21 protein-coding genes are annotated in these 24,401 nt (G+C 67.9%); 8 read left to right on the top strand and 13 right to left on the bottom strand.

Annotation, left to right across the window (positions count from 1 at the left end; genetic code table 11):
* Positions 1-6: 6 nt before the first annotated feature.
* The 3 genes from ABC319_RS03740 to recA all read right to left on the bottom strand — a co-directional run bounded on the left by ABC319_RS03740 (position 7) and on the right by recA (position 2,614).
* Positions 7-633 (bottom strand): glutathione S-transferase family protein, encoded by a 627-nt coding sequence (locus tag ABC319_RS03740; RefSeq protein WP_413068945.1) that lies wholly within the window; start codon positions 631-633, stop codon positions 7-9.
* 22 nt (positions 634-655) lie between these two features.
* A complete protein-coding gene (locus ABC319_RS03735; protein ID WP_413068944.1) occupies positions 656-1,465 on the bottom strand; it encodes a class I SAM-dependent methyltransferase in 810 nt (269 codons plus the stop codon).
* A 78-nt stretch (positions 1,466-1,543) separates the two neighbouring features.
* Complete coding sequence (recA, locus tag ABC319_RS03730; RefSeq protein WP_413068943.1) at positions 1,544-2,614, bottom strand: recombinase RecA; 1,071 nt, start codon at positions 2,612-2,614, stop codon at positions 1,544-1,546.
* 189 nt (positions 2,615-2,803) lie between these two features.
* Between recA and ABC319_RS03725 the strand changes: the two genes are divergently transcribed.
* Complete coding sequence (locus tag ABC319_RS03725) at positions 2,804-3,220, top strand: hypothetical protein (protein ID WP_413068942.1); 417 nt, start codon at positions 2,804-2,806, stop codon at positions 3,218-3,220.
* Here the strand turns inward: ABC319_RS03725 and ABC319_RS03720 are convergent.
* Together ABC319_RS03720 and ABC319_RS03715 are read right to left on the bottom strand one after the other, a co-directional pair.
* Entirely contained in the window at positions 3,205-4,050 is an 846-nt protein-coding gene (locus ABC319_RS03720) for a 4-(cytidine 5'-diphospho)-2-C-methyl-D-erythritol kinase (RefSeq protein WP_413068941.1), read from the bottom strand. The genes ABC319_RS03725 and ABC319_RS03720 overlap by 16 nt on opposite strands.
* A gap of 115 nt (positions 4,051-4,165) precedes the next feature.
* A complete protein-coding gene (locus tag ABC319_RS03715; RefSeq protein ID WP_413068940.1) occupies positions 4,166-5,821 on the bottom strand; it encodes an electron transfer flavoprotein-ubiquinone oxidoreductase in 1,656 nt (551 codons plus the stop codon).
* Between the two features lie 128 nt (positions 5,822-5,949).
* On the opposite strand from ABC319_RS03715, the gene ABC319_RS03710 reads away from it, so the two are divergent.
* From ABC319_RS03710 to ABC319_RS03690, 5 genes are all read left to right on the top strand, one after another.
* Complete coding sequence (locus ABC319_RS03710) at positions 5,950-6,699, top strand: uracil-DNA glycosylase family protein (protein ID WP_413068939.1); 750 nt, start codon at positions 5,950-5,952, stop codon at positions 6,697-6,699.
* On the top strand, positions 6,696-8,516 hold the full coding sequence (locus tag ABC319_RS03705; RefSeq protein ID WP_413068938.1) for a lytic transglycosylase domain-containing protein: 1,821 nt from the start codon (positions 6,696-6,698) through the stop codon (positions 8,514-8,516). The genes ABC319_RS03710 and ABC319_RS03705 overlap by 4 nt, the downstream gene beginning before the upstream one ends.
* On the top strand, positions 8,516-9,043 hold the full coding sequence (gene moaB / locus ABC319_RS03700) for a molybdenum cofactor biosynthesis protein B (RefSeq protein WP_413068937.1): 528 nt from the start codon (positions 8,516-8,518) through the stop codon (positions 9,041-9,043). The genes ABC319_RS03705 and moaB overlap by 1 nt, the downstream gene beginning before the upstream one ends.
* Before the next feature lie 125 nt (positions 9,044-9,168).
* On the top strand, positions 9,169-10,251 hold the full coding sequence (locus tag ABC319_RS03695) for a PA0069 family radical SAM protein (RefSeq protein WP_413068936.1): 1,083 nt from the start codon (positions 9,169-9,171) through the stop codon (positions 10,249-10,251).
* A 123-nt stretch (positions 10,252-10,374) separates the two neighbouring features.
* Positions 10,375-10,560 (top strand): hypothetical protein, encoded by a 186-nt coding sequence (locus ABC319_RS03690; protein WP_413068935.1) that lies wholly within the window; start codon positions 10,375-10,377, stop codon positions 10,558-10,560.
* Between the two features lie 492 nt (positions 10,561-11,052).
* Here ABC319_RS03690 and dnaE read toward each other — a convergent pair whose 3' ends face one another.
* Entirely contained in the window at positions 11,053-14,547 is a 3,495-nt protein-coding gene (gene dnaE, locus ABC319_RS03685) for a DNA polymerase III subunit alpha (RefSeq protein ID WP_413068934.1), read from the bottom strand.
* A 106-nt stretch (positions 14,548-14,653) separates the two neighbouring features.
* On the opposite strand from dnaE, the gene ABC319_RS03680 reads away from it, so the two are divergent.
* Positions 14,654-15,220 (top strand): HdeD family acid-resistance protein, encoded by a 567-nt coding sequence (locus ABC319_RS03680; RefSeq protein ID WP_413068933.1) that lies wholly within the window; start codon positions 14,654-14,656, stop codon positions 15,218-15,220.
* Between the two features lie 7 nt (positions 15,221-15,227).
* Here the strand turns inward: ABC319_RS03680 and ABC319_RS03675 are convergent, their stop codons facing one another.
* From ABC319_RS03675 to ABC319_RS03655, 5 genes are all read right to left on the bottom strand, one after another.
* Positions 15,228-15,752, bottom strand: a complete 525-nt coding sequence (locus ABC319_RS03675; RefSeq protein ID WP_413068932.1) for a glutathione peroxidase — start codon at positions 15,750-15,752, stop codon at positions 15,228-15,230.
* Positions 15,698-16,291 (bottom strand): GNAT family N-acetyltransferase, encoded by a 594-nt coding sequence (locus ABC319_RS03670; protein WP_413068931.1) that lies wholly within the window; start codon positions 16,289-16,291, stop codon positions 15,698-15,700. The genes ABC319_RS03675 and ABC319_RS03670 overlap by 55 nt, the downstream gene beginning before the upstream one ends.
* Positions 16,288-16,962 (bottom strand): ABC transporter ATP-binding protein, encoded by a 675-nt coding sequence (locus tag ABC319_RS03665; RefSeq protein ID WP_413068930.1) that lies wholly within the window; start codon positions 16,960-16,962, stop codon positions 16,288-16,290. Before ABC319_RS03665 ends, ABC319_RS03670 begins: the two co-directional genes overlap by 4 nt.
* Positions 16,955-18,205: a lipoprotein-releasing ABC transporter permease subunit gene (locus ABC319_RS03660; protein WP_413068929.1), complete on the bottom strand. Its 1,251-nt coding sequence runs from the start codon at positions 18,203-18,205 to the stop codon at positions 16,955-16,957. Before ABC319_RS03660 ends, ABC319_RS03665 begins: the two co-directional genes overlap by 8 nt.
* Before the next feature lie 410 nt (positions 18,206-18,615).
* Entirely contained in the window at positions 18,616-21,072 is a 2,457-nt protein-coding gene (locus ABC319_RS03655) for a TonB-dependent receptor (RefSeq protein ID WP_413071599.1), read from the bottom strand.
* A gap of 248 nt (positions 21,073-21,320) precedes the next feature.
* On the opposite strand from ABC319_RS03655, the gene ABC319_RS03650 reads away from it, so the two are divergent.
* Positions 21,321-21,794 carry an Hsp20 family protein gene (locus ABC319_RS03650; protein ID WP_413068928.1) on the top strand — a complete coding sequence of 158 codons (474 nt, stop codon included), beginning with the start codon at positions 21,321-21,323 and terminating at the stop codon, positions 21,792-21,794.
* A gap of 261 nt (positions 21,795-22,055) precedes the next feature.
* On the opposite strand, the gene pyrG is transcribed toward ABC319_RS03650, so the two are convergent.
* The gene (gene pyrG, locus ABC319_RS03645) at positions 22,056-23,693 is read right to left on the bottom strand and encodes a CTP synthase (RefSeq protein ID WP_413068927.1); all 1,638 of its coding nucleotides are present in this window, start codon (positions 23,691-23,693) and stop codon (positions 22,056-22,058) included.
* Between the two features lie 104 nt (positions 23,694-23,797).
* A complete protein-coding gene (gene secG / locus ABC319_RS03640; RefSeq protein WP_413068926.1) occupies positions 23,798-24,190 on the bottom strand; it encodes a preprotein translocase subunit SecG in 393 nt (130 codons plus the stop codon).
* Positions 24,191-24,401 lie beyond the last annotated feature (211 nt).

Below are 24,401 nucleotides of genomic sequence, written 5' to 3'. Positions count from 1 at the left end.
GGCCGGTCAGGCGTAGGCGTAGGGGCCGCCGGCCCTCAACGCCGCCTGATAGGCCGGACGGGCGTGGATGCGGGCGAGCCAGGCGATGGTGGCGGGCCGGGCGGCGTCGAGGCCGGCGCGGCTGCGTGCCGCCTCCAGCGGAAAGCTCATCATGATGTCCGCGGCCGTGATCGCGTCGCCGGCGAACCAGGGACGGGCGGCGAGCTCGGCCTCGACATAGTCGAGATGGCGGTCGATCATCGGCTGGATCTTCTGCGCGGCCTTCTTTCCGATCAGCGGGACGCGGCCGAGGATCAGCTTGACCAGAAGCGGCGGCATCAGCGAGCCCTCGGCATAATGGAGCCAGAACCGGTAGCGGAGCGCGGCGTCGCGGTGCGGCGGCGGGCCGAGCCGGCCATCGGCCTTCTCGACCAGATATTCGACGATCGCGCCCGTTTCGGCGATCACCCTGCCCTCGTCCTCGATCATCGGCGACTTGCCGAGCGGGTGGACCTGACGCAGCTCGGGCGGGGCGAGCATCGTTTCCCTGTTCCGCTCGTAGCGATGGACCCGGTACGGCAGGCCGAGTTCCTCGAGCATCCAGAGCACGCGCTGCGAGCGCGAGTTTTCGAGGTGGTGGACGATGATGGTCATGACGGCTCCCCTGCCCTTGCTGCTACGTCCGCGCCTGCCACAGCCATGCGAAGGCGGGCAGGACGACGCGATTTCCGGTGCGGTAACGCGCGAGGATGTCGGTCAGGCGCGCGACGAGCGACGGCCGGTCGCCCGACGCGGCAAGGCCGCGCGCGACCGGGCCGATGCGGGTGAGGAACGACACCGCATCGGCGACCGGATTCACGCCGGCGCCCGCAACATAGTCGAACGGCACGGCGTCCGCCGTGGCACCGGTCCAGCCCGCATCGGCGAGCATGCGGGCGACCCACTCGCGATCGGCGAACCCGAAGGGACCGGGCGAATAGCCGGAGGGGGCCGCGGGGGGCATGCCGAAAAGGGCGGCGGGGAGATCGGAGGCGAAGGCATTGCGATCGGCCGGGCCGAAGCACGAGAAGACCAGTCGGGCGCCCGTGCCGGCTTGCGCTCGCAGACGGGTGAAGGCGGCGAGCGGATCGGCGAAGAACATCACGCCGTGGCGCGAGACGAGCAGATCGGGCGGTGGCCCGATCGGGTCCGTCGACGCGTCGGCGATGCGGAAACGGGCGGAGGGCACCCGCTGCCGGGCAATGGCGAGCAGCGCGGGCGACAGGTCGACACCGGTCAGCTGCAGGTCCGGCCGGGCGGTCGAAAGGGCGAGGCTGGTGGCGCCGGCACCGCAGCCGATGTCGAGCGCCGTGCCCGCGCCGGGCGCGGCAGCGAGGATCGCGGCGTCGAGGTGGCGGGAGAGATCGGCCAGGCTGCGATCGGTCCGGTGCCACTCCGCGGCCCAGACGTCGCCGACGCGGGTCCGCCAGTCGAGCGCGTCGGTCATCCGGCAAAGGCCGCGGACGGCCACGCGGTCGCGCACGAATACGAAAAGGCCCGCCGGTGAGGGCGGGCCCGGGCAGGATCAGATATCGTCGTCGGCATCGGGGCCGGTCATCATTTCCTCGGCCACCTTTTCGGTGCGCTGGCGAATCGCCTTTTCGAGGCGGTCCGCCATCTCCGAATTGTCGCGAAGATAGGTCTTGGCGTTTTCACGACCCTGACCGATGCGTACCGAATCGTAGCTGAACCAGCTGCCCGACTTCTCGACCAGGCCGGCCTTCACGCCGAGATCGAGGATCTCGCCGATCTTCGAGATGCCCTCGCCGTACATGATGTCGAACTCGACCTGCTTGAACGGCGGCGCGACCTTGTTCTTCACCACCTTCACGCGGGTGGCGTTGCCGACGATGTCCTCGCGGTCCTTGATCTGGCCGGTACGGCGGATGTCGAGGCGGACGCTCGCGTAGAATTTCAGCGCGTTGCCGCCCGTCGTCGTCTCGGGATTGCCGTACATCACGCCGATCTTCATGCGCAGCTGGTTGATGAAGATCACCATGCAGCGCGAGCGGCTGATCGAGCCGGTCAGCTTGCGCAGGCTCTGCGACATCAGGCGCGCCTGCAGGCCGACATGGCTGTCGCCCATCTCGCCCTCGATTTCCGCACGCGGGACCAGTGCCGCGACCGAATCGACGACCAGCACGTCGATCGCGTTTGATCGCACCAGCGTGTCGACGATCTCCAGCGCCTGCTCACCCGTATCGGGCTGCGAGACGATCAGTTCGTCGATGTTGACGCCCAGCTTCTTGGCATAGACCGGATCGAGCGCGTGCTCGGCATCGACGAACGCGGCGGTGCCGCCGCCCTTCTGCGCCTCGGCGATGACGTGCAGGGCCAGGGTGGTCTTGCCCGATGATTCAGGACCATAAACCTCGATCACGCGGCCGCGGGGCAGGCCGCCGACGCCCAGGGCGATGTCGAGGCCGAGCGAGCCGGTCGAGATCGTCTCGACCTGCATCGTCTCCTTCGCACCCAGCTTCATCGCCGAGCCCTTGCCGAAGGCGCGGTCGATCTGGGCCAGTGCGGCGTCAAGCGCCTTCTGCCGGTCGGTTGCTGCTACTGCCACGGAATCGATCACTTTCAGACTGGCGGCCATATGGGGCTCCCATCGCTAGAGCAAGTGCGCCGCCGGGGCAACGCGTCCGACGCTATGTACGCAATCTGTTCCCCGAGAACAAGTAGGGAACTTCAGCATCGCCGGTCGCTCCGATACGGACATGATCGCGGTTGCTCCGGCAGGCGCGTCGTGGGAGCGGCCGGTCGACGACCCCGACGGGAGACAGCCATGTACCGCGCCGTTCAGACGATACTTGCCGTCGCAGCGTTGCTGCCATCCGGTGCCCTGGTACCGGCGACCCCCGCGGCCGCGCAGGCACAGGTACTGGCCGGCGGGCAGCAGTGCATCTCGACGGAGATCGTCCGGATCGTCAACGGCGTCTACGACAGTTCGTACGTCCAGTACGTCAACCGTTGCGGCAGTGCGGTCGGGTTCTTCTGGTGCCAGTCGAGCGTGTACCAGCAGAGCAACCCGCCGGCGTGCAACGCGATGACCGGCACCTACAACTTCACCACGGCGCCGGTCGGCTGGCAGCAGCGGGTCAGCACGACGGCGCGCGTGCAGACCGTGATCGCGATCCGCGAATGCCCGACCGGATACCGCCCCTATGCCAAGCGGGACGGCAAGTTCTACTGTACCCGCTGATCGTCGCTCGCGACATGGGTGGCGAGGGTCCACCAGCCCCGTGCACGCGCCGCGGTGGCGGCGGCATCGCGCGCCGCCTCGCTGTCGAACAGCGCGAAGCAGGTCGCGCCAGAGCCCGACATACGCGAGAGTACGGTACCCGCGCTGGCGTCGAGCAGGTCGCGCACCCCGGCGATCGTCGGGGCGATCACGCGGGCGGGCGGCTCCAGATCGTTGCGCCCGGCCAGTGCGCGCGCCAGCGGCGTTCCACCGGCAAGCGGGCCGCGATCGATCCCGTCCCAGCCGGCGAACACCGCCGCCGTCGACACGGCGACACCGGGATTGACGAGGAGTAGCGGCAGGCCCGGCAACCCGTCGAGGACCGCCAGTGCGGTGCCGGTGCCGGTGCCGAGCGTGGTGCGGCCGAGCAGGCAGGCCGGAACGTCGGCACCGAGGCGGCGGGCCATCCCGATCAGCCGGTCGTCGGCCAAGTCGATCCGGTGGAGCCTGGCAAGCGCGCGCAACGTGGCGGCGGCGTCCGCCGAGCCGCCACCGATACCGGAGGCGATCGGCAGGTTCTTGGTCAGCGTGATCGCATGGCGCGCGTCGATGGCGAAGGCATCGCGAAAGGCATCGCGGGCGCGGAGGACGAGATTGTCGCCCGCGGCGTCGAGTGCATCGCCGAACGGTCCGGTGATGTCGAACCGGTCTGTCGCCGCGATGTTGAGCGCGATCAGGTCGCCGTCGGTAGCGAAGGCGAACAGCGTTTCCAGATCGTGATAGCCGTCGGGGCGGCGGGCGCGGACATGGAGAGCGAGGTTGATCTTGGCGGGGGCGGGTTCTTGGATCATCGGGGCGCGATAGCAGAAGGGGCGTCGCGGCGAAGCCGCGCCGTCGGTCGGCGCCCGGGCGCCGCCGGCCGGACGGTAGAAGCGACGTGCAGCTTTGCCGCCGTCGCTTCTACCGTCACATGTTCGGATAGTTCGGTCCTCCGCCGCCCTCCGGCACGACCCAGTTGATGTTCTGGGTCGGATCCTTGATGTCGCACGTCTTGCAGTGGACGCAGTTCTGGGCGTTGATGACGAACCGGGGATCGCCCTCCTCGACGCCGACGACCTCGTACACGCCGGCCGGGCAGTAGCGCTGTGCCGGCTCGTCGTAGAGCGGCAGGTCGTAGTCGATCGGGATGTTCGGATCGCGCAGCGTCAGGTGGACCGGCTGATCCTCCTCGTGATTGGTGTTCGACAGGAACACCGACGACAGGCGGTCGAAGGTGAGGACGCCGTCCGCCTTGGGATAGACGGGTGGCTTGACGAGGTCCTTGCGCCACAGGCTCTCGTGATCGGGATGATGCTTCATCGTGAAGGGCATCTTCAGCCCGAAATGCTCCAGCCACATCGTGACGCCCGACAGGCCCGAGCCGACGAAATCGCCGAACTTCTTCACCAGCGGCACGACGTTGCGGACGACCGACAGTTCCTTCTTGAGCCAGCTGGCGTCGAACGCCTGCGGATAGGCGGTCAGCTCGTCATGCTCGCGCCCGGCCTGCACCGCCGCGAACGCCGCCTCCGCCGCCATCATCGCCGATTTCTGCGCGCCGTGCGTGCCCTTGATACGGGGCACGTTGAGGAAGCCCGCCGAGCAGCCGATCAGGGCGCCGCCCGGAAAGACCAGCTTCGGGATCGACTGCAACCCGCCGTCGTTGATCGCCCGCGCGCCGTAGGAGACGCGCTTGCCGCCGGCGAGCAGCTCGGCGACGGCAGGGTGGGTCTTCCACTTCTGCATTTCCTGGAAGGGCGACAGGTACGGGTTGGTGTAGCCCAGCCACGTCACGAAGCCGATCGACACCTGGCCGTTCGCCTGATGATAGATCCAGCCGCCGCCATTGGCGTCGTCGCCCAGCGGATACCCTTGCGTATGCACGACCTTGCCCGGCACGTGCTTGTCGGGCGCGATGTCCCACAATTCCTTGACGCCCAGGCCGTACACCTGGGGCTGGCTGTCGCGGGCGAGATCGAAGGTGCGGATGACCTCCTTGGTCAGATGGCCGCGAACGCCCTCTGCGAAGAAGGTGTACTTAGCGTGCAGTTCGAGGCCCGGCTGCCAGTCGCCCTTGTGCGTGCCGTCGCGCGCCACGCCCATGTCGCCGGTCGCGACGCCCTTCACCCTGCCCTGCTCGTCGAACAGGATCTCCGCGGCGGCGAAGCCGGGGAAGATCTCGACGCCCAGTTCCTCCGCCCTGCCCGCCAGCCAGCGGCAGAGATTGCCGAGCGAGCAGGTATAGGTGCCCTTGTTATGGAGGAAGGGCGGCGTCCACAGGTGCGGCAGGTTGAACTTCCGGCGCTCGGTCAGGACCCAGTGATGGTTCTCGACGACCGGCGTTTCCGCCATGGGACAGTCGGTATCGCGCCAGTCGGGGATCAGTTCGTCCATCGCGCGCGGATCGATCACCGCGCCCGACAGGATGTGGGCGCCGACCTCCGACCCCTTTTCGAGGACGCAGACCGACAGCTCGCTGCCGGCATCGTTCGCCAGTTGCTTCAGCCGGATCGCGGCGGAGAGGCCGGCGGGGCCCGCACCGACGATCACCACGTCGTAGGGCATCGACTCGCGTTCACTCATCGCATCTTCTCCAGCCGCGCGGGACTTCGTTTCACCGGGGCTCCACCGGGCGCGGCCCGGCACCTTCCCGTCGTTCCTGCCGATCCGACAAGTTGACCGCCCCGTCAACCTTGCAGCATGAAGCCGGCGTGGGGGCATATCAAAGCATCGATCCGGCACATTATGCCAGCGCCCTGGAATGGTGGCGCGACGCCGGCGTCGACGTACTGGTCGACGATGCGGTGCGCGACTGGCTGGCGGTGGCGACGCCTGCGGTACCGGCGGATACCGCGCCGGCCGATGCCCCAGTGCCCGGTGATCCCCTGCCCGACAGCATCGCCGCGTTCGCCGCGTGGCGGCTGGGACCGGAGGCGCCGGAAGCGGGATGGAGCGGCATTTCCGTAGCGGCGAGCGGGCCCGTCGACGCGCGCGTCATGGTCCTGGTGGATTGCCCCGAGCGGGAGGATGGCGATGCCGGCGCGCTGCTGTCCGGCGCGAGCGGGCGGCTGCTGGACCGGATGCTTGCGGCGATCGGACTGTCGCGCGAGACGGTGCACCTGGCGGCGGTCTGCGCGCGGCGACCGGCGGCGGGACGGATTGCCCGGGAGGTCGAGGCGCGGCTGGGTGAGATCGCCCGCCACCATGTCGAGCTGGTCGCGCCGGAACGGCTGCTGCTGCTGGGCGATGCGACGAGCCGTGCCGTGTTGTCGGCCGACCGACAGTCGGTGCGCGGACGTTTACAGCCCTTCAACCATAAGAAGGGACAAACCGGTGTGATCGCCAGCCTGCATCCGCGCCTGCTGATGGAACGGCCGGCGTTGAAGGCGGAAAGCTGGCGCGACCTGCGGATGCTGGTGGCGGACATGAGTGCAACGACACGGGATGAACAGACGGCATGATGCGTAGCTGGTTGATCGCGGTGACCCTGGCCGGACTGCCCATGGCGGCACAGGCGGCGACGCCGGACCTGGGCGATGCGGCCGCGGTCGACGCGGCGTCGGTGGACGCCCGCACGACGCCCGCGATACGCCCGCCTGCCCTGCTGGAGCCGGCGCAGCAATCGGCGTACCGATCGGTGTTCGCGGCGATCCGCGAGCAGCGCTGGCAGGATGCGCAGATCGGGCTGGACGCGATGGCGCCGGGGCCGCTCCACTCGGTGGCTCGCGCCGAACTCTATACCGCCAAGGGATCGCCCAGGGTCGAGCTGGACGCGCTGGTCCGGCTGCTGAACGAGGCGCCCGAACTGCCGCAGGCAGAGGCGCTGCGCCGGCTGGCGCTGGCCCGCGGGGCGAGCGACCTGCCGCCGCTGCCCGCCGCGCAGCGACTGATCTGGCAGGACGGCGCACCGCGCCGGGTGCGCGCCAAGGCGACCGCCAGCGATCTGGTCGCCGCCGACCTTGCCAACCGCATGCAGCCGTTCGTGAAGGTCGACGACGGGGTCGGCGCAGAGGCGCTGCTGGCGGGCACGGGCGGGCTGACGCCGGAAGCCGCGACCGAGTGGCAGGCCAAGGTCGCCTGGATGTACTACCTCGCCGGCAACGACCAGAAGGTGCGCGAACTCGGCGGGCGCGCTGCGCTGGGCGCCGGCGACTGGGCGGTGCAGGGCCGCTGGATGACGGCACTGGCGGCGTGGCGGCAGCAGGACTGCCGTGCGGCGGGCGATGCGTTCGCCGGCGTGGCGGCGCGGGCCGGCGATGTCGACCTGCGTGCGGCCGGCTTCTACTGGGCGGCGCGGGCCGACATGGCGTGCGCGCGGCCCGACCGCGTCGAGGCGCGACTGAAGGCAGCGGCGCAGTATGACGAGAGCTTCTACGGCCAGCTGGCCCGGCAGGCACTGGGGCTGCGCGATCGGGGCAAGCCGCAGATCGGGCTGGTCGCAGCCGACTGGGCGGCGATCGACCGGCGTCCCAACATCCGCGTCGCCGCCGCGCTCGCCGAACTGGGCGAGACCGACTTGGCCGACACGGTGATGCGCCAGCAGGCGAAGATCGGCAGCCCTGCGGAATTCGGCAGCCTGGTTCGGGTCGCCGAGATGCTCGACCTGCCGGCGACGACGATCTGGCTGGCGCACAACTGCCCCGCCGGCGTGACCGCGACCGCGGAGGCACGCTATCCGACCCCGAACTGGACGCCCGACAGCGGCTGGCGCGTCGACAAGGCGCTGGTCTATGCCCATGCACTGGAAGAGTCGCGGTTCCGCGCCAAGGTGACGAGCCCGGCCGGCGCATACGGCCTCATGCAGATCATGCCCGCGGCGGCGACCGACTTCGGTCGCGAGCGGGGGCTGACGATCGACAAGGCCGCGCTGGGCAAGCCATCGACCAACATCGATATCGGCCAGCGCCATCTGGAGCGGCTGCGCGACATGGGGCTGACCGGCGGGCTGCTGCCCAAGGTGATCGCCGCCTACAACGCCGGGCCGAAGCCGGTCGGCGAGTGGAACAGCCTGGTCCATGACGGGGGCGACCCGCTGCTGTATATCGAGAGCATCCCGTACTGGGAGACGCGCGGTTACGTGACGACGGTGCTGCGCAATTACTGGATGTACGAGGCGCAGGGCGGCAAGGCGAAGTCGGTCAGCCGCAACGCGCTGGCCCAAGGCATGTGGCCGCGTTTTCCGGGGCTGCCCGGCGCGGCGGCGGTGCGGATGGACGCACGGCCGAGCGCCACCGCGACTGCCGCCGCCGCCCCGCCGACGATGACCGCCGCCAACTGATGCCGATCGACGAGAGCCGGCACTTCCTGCCGGTGCGGATCGCGGTGCTGACCGTATCCGACACGCGCGGAATGGCCGACGACCGGTCCGGCGATACGCTGGTCGTTCGGCTGGAGGAGGCGGGCCACGTCCTTGCCGACCGCGTCATCCTGCGCGACGATACCGACGCGATCGTCGCGCAGCTGCACCGCTGGATCGACGACGAGGCGGTCGACTGCATCATCACGACCGGCGGCACCGGCGTGACCGGGCGCGACGTGACGCCCGAGGCGGTCGAGCGGGTCGCCGACAAGATGATCCCCGGGTTCGGGGAACTGTTCCGGTGGTTGAGCTATGCCACGATCGGCACCTCGACGGTGCAATCGCGCGCCTGTGCGTGCGTGGCGCGTGGCACCTACATCTTCGCACTGCCGGGATCGACCGGGGCGGTGAAAGATGCGTGGGACGGTATCCTCCGCGACCAGCTGGACAGCCGGCATCGCCCCTGCAACTTCGTCGAGCTGATGCCGCGGCTGCTCGAGCGATAGGTCCACCGCCGCCGACGAGGCTCGTTAGCTTTACCGACGGCGATGATCCCGGCGAGACATGTACGAGCTGCATGCGGCTGGCGTATTGTTCTTGATATGTTCCCGTGTGACGCTACGCTGGTCGCATGATCCGCGAGCGTCGCCCCACGCGCCCGAGTCGAGGGGCAACCGTCAATGCGGAGAGCGACCGGTTCGGGTTGCCGCAGATCGAGATGGATGGCGACTGGCTCGACGAGCGCGAAGGGATCGACGGCGCGCTGGCACCGCTGCGTACGACGGTAACCGTCGAGAGGCCGCGCACGATCATCAGCCGCAACGCCTCTCCCGATGTGCCGTTCGACCGCTCGATCAACCCGTATCGCGGCTGCGAGCATGGCTGCATCTATTGTTTCGCGCGGCCGAGCCATGCGTTTCACGACCTGTCGCCGGGGCTCGATTTCGAAAGCCGGCTGTTCGCCAAGCCCGACGCGGCGGCGCTGCTGCGCGAAGAGCTGCGGCGGCCGGGGTACGAGGTGCGGCCGATGGCGCTGGGCACCAACACCGATCCGTACCAGCCGATCGAGCGGGAGTGGCGGATCACGCGGGGCATCGTCGAAGTGCTGGCGGCGGCCGATCATCCGCTGACGATCACGACGAAATCCGACCGGGTGGTGCGGGATCTGGACCTGCTCGCGCCGATGGCGGCGAAGGGACTGGCGGCGGTGTGCATGTCGATCACCTCGCTCGACCCGCGGATCGCCGGCACGGTCGAGCCGCGGGCGCCGCATCCGGAGCGGCGGCTGGCGGCGGTGCGGCGGCTGGCCGATGCGGGCGTGCCGGTCTATGTCTCGATCGCGCCGGTGATCCCGGCGGTGACCGATCACGAGATCGAGCATCTGATCGAACGCGCGGCGCAGGCCGGTGCCACGCACGCCTTCTTCATTCCGGTGCGGCTGCCATGGGAGGTCGCGCCGCTGTTCCGCGCGTGGCTCAACGAGCATTTCCCTGATCGGGCAGGCAAGGTGATGGCGACGGTCCAGTCGATCCGCGGCGGGCGCGACAACGACCCGGGATTTCATACGCGGATGAAGGGATCGGGGCCGTGGGCGGACCTGCTGCGGACCCGTTTCCAGATCGCCTGCCGCAAGCATGGGCTGAACAGGGAGAGGCTGACGCTGCGCTGCGACCTGTTCCGTGCGCCGGCAGGGCCGCAGGGCGAGTTGTTCTGAGGCACGTTCGCCGACCTGGTTGGTTGTCGTCGATGTGGCGGAGCGTACCGCGCCGTGAACGGACAGGAGAATGTCGTGGGACAGAATGGCGATGACGCAAACCGGAACGAGGATCCGCGGCCGGTGAACGGGGATCAGGGCACGAGCGAGGGTGCAGCGGGTGGTGCCGGCAGTGGCGCCGGCGGCATGGAAGACGGCGAGGAGTCAGGTGCCGGATACGGCAACAACGCCGGTGAGCAGGGCGGCGTCTCGGATGTCGGTGGCAAGAAGGATCCGGCGGAGAACGAGGACATCGGCGACTTCGCCTGAGACGTTTGGATTGTGAGAGGTCGGACTATCTGGCTGGAAAGATCCGGCCGGTGGGGCCTGATCCCTCTAGGTTCAACCACTCGCAATCACCATTCCGGCGGAGGACGGGGTCCAGCGGAGGAGCCGCGGAGACGGTCGTTGCGCATCGTTAAGCTGGCCATCCCAGCTGGGCCCCGGCCTTCGCCGGGGTGGCGCTCCATCTTTGATGACTCACACTCTAGACTGGATTTCGATCAGATCTGGTCAACAGCATCGTTACCCCGGACTTGATCCGAGGTCCCGCTGGTCCCCCGTTCAGCGGGATCCCGGATCAAGTCCGGGATGACGACTGTATAAAGCTGATCGACGGTGACTCTAGAACGGCCTGCCAGGATCGAAGCATAGCCATTGGCGCTTAGCGCAGTCGATATAGACGTCCGCTGACGGGCTGTGCTTCGACCTTGCGCGGCGCGGACGGGTCACGGCCGCTGCTTCCGCCGGGATCGATCCCCCTTACCCGACCAGCGCGAGCCGTGTTTCCGACGCCTTCATCGCGGCGCGGGCGATGCCGGGTATCGTCTCGACATGGCCGACCAGTTCCGCATCGAGCAGGAAGTCGCGGCCCAGCAGCAGGGCACAACCATCGGGCGCCATCGCCCTCACCTCGCCGCGGGCGCCGCGATGATCGGCGAGCAGGGCGGCCAGCGCGGCGAAGGCGGCGGAGTCTGCCACCTCCACCTCCAGCACGAAGCGGGCGGTGTTGGCGAGGGTGTTGAATGGCTGGATGCGCTTGATCGAGACGCGCGGCGCCTCTTCGCCGGGGCGACGATCGAGTTCGACCGTAACGAGGCCGCAACCTCCTTCCCGCGCGGCCTCTTCCAGGTCACCGGCGACCATGTCGTCGAAACACGTCGCCATGAACTGGCCGCTGGCATCGGAGCATTGCGCCATCATGTAGCGCTTGCCCCGGGCAGAGGTGCGCCAGCGGGCATCCTCGACCAGGACGGCCATCGTCGCGCCGGCGCGGCTGCCGTCGTCGGGGATGATCAGCTTGGTCAGCGAGGCGAAGCTGCGGGCGCCGTGGATGCGGGCGAGATGCGCGTGGCGGTCGACCGGGTGAGCGGAGAAGTAGAAGCCGAACGCCTCCTTCTCCTGCTCCATCCGCTCGGCGAGCGACCAGCGTGCGGTCAGCGGCAGCTTGATCGTGTCGCCGGCATGGCTGGAATCGCCGAACAGGCCCCCCTGCCCGCTGATCTTCTGCTGATGGGTACGCGCCGCGACGGCCAGGATGGTCTCCGCGACCGCATGGACGCCGGCGCGGTTGGGCTCGATCCCGTCGAAGGCACCGGCCGCGGCGAGGGTTTCGAGCTGGCGCTTGTTGAGCAGGCGCGGATCGACACGGGTGGACAGATCGTCGAGCGTGAGGAAGGCGCCGTTGGCACGCTCGACCACCAGCTTTTCCATCGCACCCTCGCCGACCGACTTCAGCGCGCCCAGCGCGAAGCGGACGCCGAGTTCGCCGGCGGGGTCCTGCTCGACGTCGAAATCGGGCTGGCTGGCGTTGATGCAGGGCGGCAGCATGGCCACGCCGGCGCGGCGCGCATCCTCGACGAAGATGCCGAGCTTGTCGGTGAGCGCCATGTCGTAGCACATCGACGCGGCGTAGAATTCATGCGGATGATGCGCCTTCAGCCACGCGGTCTGATAGGCGAGGAGTGCATAGGCGGCGGCGTGCGACTTGTTGAAGCCGTAGCCGGCGAACTTGTCGATCAGGTCGAACAGCTCGTTCGCCTTGCCCTTGGCGATGCCGTTCGCGCTCTCGCACCCCTCGACGAAGGTGGCGCGCTGGGCGTCCATCTCGGCCTTGATCTTCTTGCCCATCGCGCGACGCAGCAGGTCGGCGCCGCCCAGCGAATAGCCGGCGAGCACCTGCGCCGCCTGCATCACCTGTTCCTGGTAGACGAAGATGCCGTAGGTTTCCGACAGGATCCCCTCGAGCAGCTTGTGCGGGTAGACGATCGGCTCCGTCCCCTGCTTGCGGCGACCGAAGCTGGGGATGTTGTCCATCGGTCCCGGCCGATAGAGCGAGACGAGCGCGATGATGTCGCCGAAATTGGTCGGGCGGACCGCCGACAGCGTGCGGCGCATCCCCTCTGATTCCAGCTGGAACACGCCGACCGTGTCGCCGCGCTGGAGCAGCTGATAGACCTTGGGATCGTCCCACTCGAGCGCGTCGAGCTGGACGTGGATGTCGCGCTTGGCGAGGAGCTGGACCGCCTTCTGGAGGACCGAGAGCGTCTTCAGGCCGAGGAAGTCGAACTTCACCAGTCCGGCGCCCTCGACATATTTCATGTCGAACTGGGTGACGGGCATGTCCGACCGGGGATCGCGGTAGAGAGGGACGAGCTGGGCCAGTGGCCGGTCGCCGATGACGACGCCTGCGGCGTGCGTCGACGAGTGGCGCGGCAGCCCCTCCAGCTTGGTCGCCAGATCCCATAGGCGGCGAACCTGATTGTCGTTGCTGTACTCCTTGGCGAGCTCGGGCACGCCGTTCAGCGCGCGCTTCAGGTCCCAGGGATCGGTGGGGTGGTTCGGCACCAGCTTGGCGAGGCGATCGACCTGACCGTAGCTCATCTGGAGGACGCGGCCGGTGTCCTTCAGCACGGCGCGTGCCTTCAGCTTACCGAAGGTGATGATCTGCGCGACCTGATCGCGGCCGTATTTCTCCTGGACGTAGCGGATGACCTCGCCACGCCGGGTTTCGCAGAAATCGATGTCGAAGTCGGGCATCGACACGCGTTCGGGGTTCAGGAACCGCTCGAACAATAGGCCGAGCTGGAGCGGATCGAGATCGGTGATGGTCAGCGCCCAGGCGACGACCGAGCCGGCACCCGAACCGCGGCCCGGGCCGACGGGGATGTCGTGATCCTTCGCCCATTTGATGAAATCGGCGACGATCAGGAAATAGCCGGGAAAGCCCATCTGGACGATCACGTCGACCTCGAACGCCAGCCGCTCGCGATACCCGTCGCGCCAGCCGGGTGCACCGTCCGGCTCGCCCTTCAGCGTGCGGAGTTCGGCGATGCGGTCCAGCCGCGCCTCCAAGCCCGCCTCGGCATCGCGGCGGAGCATGTCGGCTTCCCCGGCGAGATCGCCGGCGAGCGTCGGCAGAATGGGCTTGCGGCTGGGCGCCATCACCGCGCAGCGTTGCGCGACGACCAGCGTGTTGGCGATCGCCTCGGGCAGGTCGGCGAACAGCGCCTTCATCTGGTCGGCCGGCTTCAGCCAGGCATCGGGGCAGCTTCGCGGACGCTCCTCCGTTTCGACATAGGTCGAGTTGGCGATGCAGAGCATGGCATCATGGGCGTCGCCGAAGCTCGATTCGGCAAAGCAGCACGGGTTGGTCGCCACCAGCGGCAGATTGCGATCATAGGCCAGGTCGATCAGTGCCGCCTCCGCGGCGATCTCGACCGGGTCGGTGCGGCGGCAGATCTCGATGAACAGGCGGTCGCCAAAGATCGCCTGAAGCCGGTCGCAATAGGATGCGGCGCGGGCCGGCTGGTCCTCGGCGAACAGGCGGGCGATCGCCCCCTCCCCGCCGGCGGTCAGCGCCAGCAGGCCGTCCGCGTGACGGGCGAGCGTGTCGATCGAGACATGCGGCAGTTGCTCGATCGGGCGGTCGAGATGGGCGGCCGACACCAGCGCGCACAGATTGTCGTATCCACGCTTGTCCTGCGCATAGAGCGCGATCCAGTCGAGCGGGATCGACACGCCCTCGGGCATGTCGGGGCGGCAGATGCCCAGCATGGTGCCGATGATCGGCTGCACGCCGCCCTTCTTCGCTGCATCGGAAAAGGCCATCGCCGCATAGAGGCCGTTGCGATCGGTGAGCGCGGCGGCGGGGAAGCCGAGCTTCTTCGCCTGGGTGGCGATCGCCTTGGGATCGATCGCGCCGTCCAGCATCGTGAAGGAAGAGAAGATACGGAGCGGCACGAACCCTGAATGCATCGCCACAACCTAGGCGCGGGCACCCGATTCGACCAGCGGCGAAGCGGACGACGGAACCGTGGTTGCGGCAGGCCGTTGCGCGGCCGAACGATCAGGGCTGCGAACGATGACGGACATGATGCGCGACACGACCGGCACGGCCGGTGCGGGATGGGGATGGATCATCGCCTATGGAGTGCTGTCCGTCCTGCTCGGCGTGGCGGCGTTCGTCTGGCCGTTCGCCGCGACACTGGCAGCGACGCTGGTCATCGGCGCCTTCTTCATGGCGGCAGGCGTGGTGTCGATCGCGGCCGGGGCGTTCGGCCGGGGCCATGACGGCCGCGGCTATGCGATCGGGTTCGGTATCGTATCGCTGCTGATCGGCGCAATCATGGCGTTCGAACCCGCGACCGGCGCCCTGTCGCTGACGCTGCTGATCACCACGTGGCTGGCGGTGCGCGGTGCGCTGGAGATCGCGTGGGGAATGCGGATGCGGCGCGGACGCGGGATGATGATCGCGCTGGGTGTGGTCAACCTGATCCTGGCGGCATTCGTTTTCGCGACCCTCCCCTATTCGGCACTGACCCTGCCGGGATATATCCTGGGCATCAGCTTCCTGTTCGGCGGCATCACATCGATCGTCGCGGGAATGGGCGATCGCCGGGGTGCCGCCGCCTTCGCCGTGCCCGGCTGATCGTCGCCTACAGCAGCGCCTCTATATCGGCGGCAAGCTCCTCCGGTTTGGTCGTCGGGGCATAGCGGCGGACCTGCCGCCCCGAGCGGTCGACGAGGAACTTGGTAAAGTTCCACTTGATCGCCTTCGACCCGAGAAGCCCGGGAGCTGCCGTCTTCAGCGCCTCGAACAAGGGATCCGCGTTGGCGCCATTCACGTCGACCTTGGCGAAGATCGGGAAGGTCACGCCGTAGGTCAGCGAGCAGAAGCCGGCGATCTCGGCAGCATCGCCGGGCTCCTGCGCGCCGAACTGGTTGCAGGGGAACGCCAGCACCGCCAGACCCCGTTCGCCATAGCGACGGTGGAGCGCCTCCAGCCCGGCATATTGCGGCGTGAAGCCACATTGCGATGCGGTGTTGACGATGAGCAGCACCCGGCCCGCATAGGTCGCCAGATCGGCGCTGCCGGCGGGCGTGCGAACGGTGAAGTCGGTGATCGTCACCGATCGTGACGGCGCATCAGGAAGTCGAGGTTCTGGCGCACGCCCGGCCATTCGCGATCAAGGATCGAGTAGACGATGCTGTCGCGCAGCCGGCCATCGACGATCTGGTGGCCGCGCAGCACGCCGTCCTTCCTCGCGCCCAACCGCTCGATCGCGCGCTGGCTGTTCAGGTTCAGCGCGTCGGTGCGGATCTGGACGCACTGGCAGCCAAGGACGTCAAACGCGTGGGCGAGCAGCAGCCGCTTCGCCTCGGTATTCACGCCCGTCCGCTGGACGCGGGTGGCGTAGAAGGTGCCGCCGAGTTCCAGCCGGCGATGCGCCTCGTTCATCCGCATGAAGCGGGTGGTGCCCACCACCTCCCCATCGGCGTCGAGCACGGCGAACAGCAGCGCGCGGCCCGCATCCTGCTGGGGCCGGGCGGCATCCCACCAGCGGGCTGGCGATTTCAGCTGGGCCACGTTGGCGTAGAAGGTGTCCCACAGATCGTCCGTCCGCGCCGCGGCGGTCAGCGCCTCCAGATCGCCGGCATCGAGCGGACGCAGGGTGACGTGGCGTCCGGTCAGCGTCGGGGCGGTGCGCCAGTCGGTCACTGCAACCTTCCTTCGTGTAGCCGTACGACCCGGTCCATCTTGCGGGCGAGTCGCTCGTTATGGGTGGCGACCAGCGCCGCCGATCCTTCGCCGCGGACGAGGCGAAGGAACTCCGCCAGCACGATATCGGCGGTGTTCTCGTCGAGATTGCCGGTGGGTTCGTCGGCAAGCACCAGCGCGGGCCGGTTGGCGAGCGCACGGGCGACGGCGACGCGCTGCTGTTCGCCGCCGGACAACTGGCTGGGACGGTGGGTCAGGCGATGGCCGAGGCCGAGCGCCGTCAGCAACGAGGCGGCGCGATCGTCCGCGGCGGCCCGCTGCGCGCCGTGGACCAGCTGCGGCAGGACCACGTTCTCGGTCGCGTTGAAGTCGGGCAGCAGATGATGGAACTGGTAGACGAAGCCGAGCCGGTCGCGCCGCACCACGGTGCGGCCATGGGCATCGAGCTTCGCCGCCTCCTCCCCCATGATGCGAATCGATCCGTCGAAGCCGCCTTCCAACAGGCCGACCGCCTGGAGGAGGGTGGACTTGCCCGACCCGGACGGACCGAGCAGCGCCACGATCTCTCCGGGTGCGATCGTCAGGTCGACGCCGCGCAGCACCTCGATCGTCTCGCCGCCCTGGGTGAAGCTGCGCGAGAGGGCGGTCAGCTGGAGGACGGCGTCATTCATAGCGGAGCACCTGTACGGGATCGGTGCTCGCCGCCTTCCACGCCGGGTAGAGCGTCGCGAGGAAGGAGAAGACCAGCGCCATGCCGGCGATCACCATCACCTCGACCGGATCGGTCTTGGAGGGCAGTTCGGTCAGGTAGCGGATCGAGGGATCCCACAGGTTCTGGCCGGTGACGAGCTGGACGAAGTTCACCACGCCCTGGCGATAGAAGAGGAACACCGCGCCCAGCGCCAGCCCGGCGAGCGTGCCGAGCGCGCCGATGGTGGTGCCGACCACCATGAAGATGCGCATCAGCCCGCCCCGCGTCGCACCCATGGTCCGCAGAATGGCGATGTCGCGCGTCTTGGCGCGGACCAGCATGATCAGCGACGACAGGATGTTGAAGACCGCGACTAGGATGATGATCGACAGCACCGTGAACATCGCCACCCGCTCTACCGCCAGCGCCTCGAACAGCTGGGCGTTCATGGTGCGCCAGTCGCTGATGACCGCGTTGCCGCCGATCCGGGCGGCAAGCGGGCGGAGGATGTCGGCGACGCGATCGGCATCGACGGTCTGCACCTCGACCATGCCCGCGGCATCGCCCATCAGCAGAAGTGTCTGCGCGTCCTCGATCGGCATGACGACATACGCCTTGTCGTAATCGTAGATGCCGATCTCGAAGATCGCACCGACCCGGTAACTGACGATCCGCGGAACCGTGCCGAACGGCGTCGACTGCCCCTGCGGACTGAACAGCGATATCTCGCTGCCGACCTGCGCGCCCAATGCCTCCGCCAGGCGGCTGCCGATCGCGATCGTGCCGCTGTTGGGAGTAATGCCCGCCAGCGATCCCATGATCACCTTGCCGCCCAGTGTCGCGTTCGAGCGGATGTCGGCGATGCGCATGCCGCGGACCAGCACGGCCTCCGACCGGCCGCCATAGGTGGCGGCGAGCGGCTGTTCGATCAGCGGCACCGCACGGGTGACGCCCGGCGTGGCGCGGGCCTGCTCCACCACCTCGCGCCAGTTGGGCAGCCGGCCGCCCACGCCCTGGACGACCGCGTGGCCGTTCAGGCCGACGATCTTGTCGAACAGCTCGGCCCGGAAGCCGTTCATCACGCTCATGACGATGATGAGCGCGGCGACGCCGAGCATCACCGCCACCAGGCTGATCGAGGCGACGAGGAAGATGAACCCCTCCCCCTTTCCCGGCAGCAGATAGCGTCGGGCGATCATTCGCTCATATCGGGAAAGGATCATCGCCGTCGGCTGTACGTGGCGGGCCGGAGCGACGCAACACCGGCGGCGTTGTTGCATGGAATCCACATCCGCGACGCAATCGTGTTGGCGGAGCCACTCGCCCCGTGACAAAACGGGTTCGGCGACCTAGCACGAACTTGCTGGAACACAGGCAAGGCCGTGGTTCGGGGAATGCTCTTACGCCCGCCCATAGAGGCCGGGGCGAGAGCGGGAAAATTGGGGGCTGACGAGCGATCGTCACGCAGGCGCCCGGATCGGAAACGGTCCGGGCGTTTGCCGTTTCCGGCCGACAGGCGTGCCGCCCCCGATCGCCGGGAGGATGCCGGCGGCGGGACGGGAGCTTCCACACTGCGACCCGCCGTCGGCACCCCGCCCTTTTCATTGGACGGGGCTTAACCGGACATGACCGATCAGAAGCTGGACGACAGCGTCACGCCATAGGTGCGCGGATCGCCGACATTGCCGGCGATCAGGCCGGTATTGCCCGGTGTCGTCGCGAGCACCTCGTAATAGCGCGTGTCGAACAGGTTGCGGACCCAGGCGAAGACATTGACGCCCGAATCGGTCCGGAACCCGGCACGGGCGTTGGTCAGCGTGTATCCGTCGACATCGGTGTAGATCGAGCGCGAGGCGTTCGACGAGAACTTGGTACGCGAATTGGCGTCCACCCCGAGATAGGCCTGGCCCGGCTTTCCCAGCACGCGGGCAGGCAGGTTGTACTCGCCGCCATAGGACACCGCGAAGCGCGAGATGCCGGGCAGCCACTGGCCCGAGATGTCGCAGACGATCGGGCTGTTGGTGCCCGGCGCACCGGGTGCGCCGATCGACGGATTGGCGGCCGTGGGCGTGCCGCCGCCCGACAGTTCCGGCGGGCACGGAGCGTTGCGGAAGTCCACATATTCATGGTCGGTGAAGGCGGCGTTGACGTACAGGTTCAGCCGCTCGCTGGGCCGGACCGCGAAGTCGCCCTCGACACCCCTCACCCGGACCTTGCCCGCATTGGCGAGATAGCCGCGCAGCGTGGAGGTCGAGCTGTTGTTGACGACTGCCTGGTAGTCCTTGATCTCGGTCCAGAAGCCGGCGAGGTTCAGGGTGATCCGGCGATCCCAGAACTGCGATTTCACGCCGAGCTCAAAGTGATCGACCTTTTCCGGGGCGATCTGCGCCAGCTGGGTCTGCACCACGCCGTTGACGACGGGCACGCCGTTCAGGTTGAGCCCGCCGGACTTGAAGGTGTGGGCATAGGTGCCGAAGATCATCAGGTCGCGCGACGGCTTGTACGAGGCGGTCAGGTCGTAGGTGACGTTCCATTCACGGAACGCCTCGTCATTGAAGGCCTGGGGCTGGATCGCATCGCGCTGCGCTGCCTGGCGGGCGGTGCCGCCCGAATAGGGGACGAGATTGCCCTGCGCATCGCGGACGATGCTGACATAGCTGCCGACCTTGTCGTCATAGTTGAGGCGCGCGCCCGGCGACAGGGTGAAGCGGTCCGACACCTTCCAGTTCAGCTTGCCGAATACCGCGCCCGAGAAGTTCTTGAGGCGGATGTCGTTGCTGGCGGTCAGCCCGTCCAGAACCGTGGGATCGTTCGCCAGCGCGCTGGACGGGTTGATCAGCCAGCGGCTGGCCGCCGGACCCTGACGCTGGGTGCCGGTGGTGTGGATGTCCTGGTAGAAGCCGAACAGGCCGACGACATAGTCGAGCCGCTGTCCGCCGCCGGCGTAGCGGAATTCCTGGGTATACTGGTCCTGCCGGGTGGGGTTCTGGGACAGGGTCGTGATCGGCAGGCCGGTGAAGTCGCGATCGTTGGCGGGCAGCCAGTCCCAGAAGCGCCATGCCGTGACCGAGGTCAGCGTGCCCGAACCCAGCTGGTACTCGCCGCGCAGAGACAGGCCGCCCAGGACGTTGCGGGCGTTCAGGTCGGCATCCAGATCGGTCAGCCGGTCGAAAGGGTTGCGGCTGGGCGGCTCGTACCCCTGCGCTCTGGCGAGGGCATCGAACTGGCGGTTGAGCGGGCGCTGCGTGGCGCCGACGCGCACGAAGATCTGGGCGCAGCATTCGGGGTTCTGGCGGCTGTAGTCGCCCGACAGGGTGAAGCTGAGATCGTCGGTCGGCTTGTACAGGATCGCGGTGCGGATGCCGAGATTGTCCTGTTCGTTGACGTAGTTGCCACTGCGCACGTTGAAGATCGTGCCGCGCCGGCTGGTGGTGACCACGCCGAGACGGATGGCAACGTCGTCGGCGAGCGGGCCGGAGATGGACGCCTTGGCCTGCTTGAACTCCAGATTGCCCAGCGTCACCTCCGCACGCCCCTCAAGGTCGAAGCTGGGCGCCTTGCTGGTGATGTTGATCGCGCCGGCGACGGTGTTCTTGCCGTAGAGCGTTCCCTGCGGACCGCGCAGCGTTTCGATCTGGGCGACGTCGAGGAAGTCGAGCGTGGCGACCGCGACCCGGCTGAGATAGACCTGATCGATATAGACGCCGACCCCCTGGTCGATGCCGTCGTTGGTCAGGCCGAGCGGGGCGCCGAGGCCGCGGATGTTGACCGACGAATTGCGCGGATTGGTCGAGTAGAATTGCAGCGTCGGCTGCAGCTGCTGGAGCCGGCCGATGTTGAAGCTGCCGGTATTGTCCAGCTCCTTCACGCCGATGACCGACAGCGGGATGGGCACGTCCTGCGCCTGTTCGGCCCGCCGGCGGGCGGTGACGACGATGTCGCTGCTGACCGCGCTGATCGTGCCGCCGGTGCGGGTGTCGTCGCCGGTTTCCTGATCGGCGGTCGCGACCGGGGCAGTCGGCGTGGCGCCCTGTTCCGCCGGATCGGCCGCAGCGGCGATCTGGGCCGCGATCAGCAGCGCAAGCGTCATCGTCATTCGGGAGCTCCCTTTTTCTCGTTGACGCTAAACTCCACTGTTTTGGTGGGCGATCAACAAGGCAGGTCTTTCGCGCGACGTAGCGCAGCTTCACGCCGCGCGATGGCGGCTGCCGGAGCCCTTGAAAGTCATGGTGAAAAACCCAGATTGACGATGCGCGGCGCCGCTTCCGGGCCGCGCATCGGATGCCGCACCGGTTGGTGGGCATCGATCGTCAACTCGCTTCTGTCGGAGGTTTTGATATGCGACTCGACCTTACCCCCTATCGCCGTTCGACCATCGGTTTCGATCGGCTGTTCGACCTTCTCGAGACGAACGCCCGTGCGTCGTCGGCCGAGAATTATCCCCCCTTCAACCTCGAGCGGATCGCGGACGACCGTTACCGGATCACCCTGGCGGTGGCCGGCTTCAGCCGCGACGAGATCGAGATCACCGCGCAGCAGAATTTGCTGCTCGTCACCGGCAAGAAGGACGACAAGGCGGCGAACGCCAACTTCCTCCATGTCGGGATCGCCAATCGCTCGTTCGAGCGGCGCTTCGAACTCGCCGACTTCGTGTTCGTCGAGGATGCGCGGCTGAACGATGGCCTGCTCGTGATCGAGCTGGTGCGCGAGGTGCCCGAGGCGATGAAGCCGAAGAGCATCGCGATCAAGACGGGCGCTCCGCTCGCCGCGGTCGATGCGCAGCCTGCCGCCGACGCGGCGCAGGCGGCCTAACAGCTCGGCGCCTGTTGCTCCCTTTTCCAGGCGCTGTGGGGCGTCCGGGCCGCAAGGCCCGGGCGCTTTTTTCTTGCCGGTTGAGCGGCCGGCGATCCCGACCGCGGATCGGAAGGTAAGGCTAAGGTAAGGCCAAGAACATGTTTCCGCGGCGGCGTGCCGGGAGCATGAAGTGCAGCGATGTCAAACAGCTGGCGACGCCCCTACAGGGAACCGGCGCTGTAGGACAGGACGGGCGCCGGCATGCGGCGCCCGGGGTCGTCAAACGAGGCGGCTCTGCCGCACGGCGGCCTGGATGAAGCTGGCGAACAGGGGATGGGGGTCGAACGGCTTCGACTTCAGTTCCGGATGGAATTGAACCCCGACGAACCAGGGATGATCCGGGCGCTCGACGATCTCGGGCAAGGTGCCGTCGGGCGACATGCCGCTGAAGACCAGCCCCCCCTGCTCCAGCCGTTCCTTGTAGTTGGTGTTCACCTCGTACCGATGGCGATGCCGCTCGGAGATGCTGGTGCCGCCGTAGATCGACGAGACGACGCTGTTGCCGTCCAGCCGCGCCTCATAGGCGCCGAGGCGCATGGTGCCGCCTAGATCGCCCTGCTCCTCGCGCTTCTCCAGACCGTCGCGGCCCATCCACTCGGTGATGAGGCCGACCACGGGCTCCGGCGTCGGACCGAACTCGGTCGAGGAAGCGGCATTGATCCCGGCCAGGTCGCGCGCACCCTCGATACAGGCCATCTGCATTCCGAAGCAGATGCCGAAATAGGGCACGCGATGCTCGCGGGCGAAGCGGACCGACTTGATCTTGCCCTCCGCACCGCGCTCGCCGAAGGCGCCGGGGACGAGGATCGCGTGACACGGCTCCAGCTGCGCGGCGATCTTGCCGTCGTCGTCGCCCTCGAACAGCTCGGCATCGATCCAGCGGACGTTGACCTTCACCCGATTGGCGATGCCGCCATGGACCAGCGCCTCGTTCAGCGACTTGTACGCGTCCTGCAGCCCGACATATTTGCCGACCACGCCGATCGTGACCTCCCCTTCCGGATTGGTCAGGCGGTCGACGATCTCGGTCCAGCGCGACAGGTCGGGCGCGACGCCCGGTTCGACGCCGAAGGCGCGCATGACCTCCGAATCGAGACCCTCGGCATGATATTGCAGCGGCACCGCGTAGATGCTCTTCGCGTCGAGGGCCGGGATCACCGCGGAGGCGGGGACGTTGCAGAACAGCGCGATCTTGGCACGCTCGCTGACCGGCAACGGATGCTCGCACCGGCAGACCAGCACGTCGGGCGCGACGCCGAGCGCGGCCAGTTCGCGGACCGAGTGCTGGGTCGGCTTGGTCTTCAGCTCGCCGGCCGCGGCGATGTAGGGGACCAGCGTGACGTGGATCGAGATGGACTGGCCGCGGCCCATCTCGTTCTTCAGCTGGCGGATCGCCTCGATGAAGGGCAGCGATTCGATGTCGCCGACGGTCCCGCCGATCTCGCACAGGACGAAATCGAGATCGTCGGTGTCCGCCATCGCGAACGCCTTGATCGCGTCGGTGACGTGCGGGATGACCTGAACCGTCGCACCCAGATAGTCGCCGCGCCGCTCACGCTGGATGATGGTCTGATAGATGCGGCCCGAGGTGACGTTGTCCGACTGGTGCGCCGCAACCCCGGTGAAACGCTCGTAATGACCGAGATCGAGGTCGGTCTCCGCCCCGTCGTCGGTCACATAGACCTCGCCGTGCTGGTACGGGCTCATCGTACCGGGATCGACGTTCAGATAGGGATCGAACTTGCGGATGCGGACGCGGTAGCCGCGTGCCTGCAACAGAGCCGCGAGGGAGGCCGCCATGAGGCCCTTGCCGAGCGACGAGACCACGCCGCCGGTGATGAAGATATACCGCGCCATGGGAGGAGTCGCCTAGCTTGGATGGGGGAGGAAGGACAAGCCGCAACACCCCTTCGCCCCGCGATCATCGTCGCAGGGTGAGGGATGTTTGCGATGAAGCGAGATCAGTTGGCGAGCGGGACCGACGAATTGTCGGCCGGGCTGCCCGGACCGACCGACGCGGGAACGCCGGCGCCGGTGGTCACCGGACCGTCGGCGGGCGTGTTCGGAACGGCATCCTGCTTCGGTGCCGGAACGCTGCGCGCCAGCGAGGTGTCGATCGACTGGGTACCGCGATGACCGGCCGCCACAAAGGCGAGGACGATCGAGAAGGCGATGAAGGTACCGGCGAGCACCGCCGTCGCCCGGCTGAGGAAATTGGCCGCGCCGCGGGCGGACATCAGGCCCGAGGGGCTGCCGCCGGTGGTCAGCCCGCCCCCTTCCGACCGCTGCATCAGGATCACCGTCACCAGAGCGGCGGCGATGATGGCGTGGACGACGAGCAGGAAGGCAAACATGGGCCGGGGCAATTCCGTTAATCGAGGATAGCGGGGCGCACATAGGCGAGGCGGTCGCCGCGATCAACTCGGGCCGTGCCCCGTCTTCTCGCGAGTCGCTCGCACAAAGGGTTAATCAGGACGGAAACCTGCCGCTTCCCGGGCGTTATGCCGACGTAACGAAACCCATTCTCCCGATGGGTGAAGCGACCGACGGAAGCGCAACAACGTG

The sequence above is a fragment of the Sphingomonas phoenicis genome, from assembly GCF_047238005.1.
In the GTDB taxonomy this organism is placed as follows: Bacteria; Pseudomonadota; Alphaproteobacteria; order Sphingomonadales; family Sphingomonadaceae; genus Sphingomonas.
The sequence above is the reverse complement of the archived record's forward strand: the minus strand, read 5'-3'. Positions and strand labels throughout refer to the sequence as shown.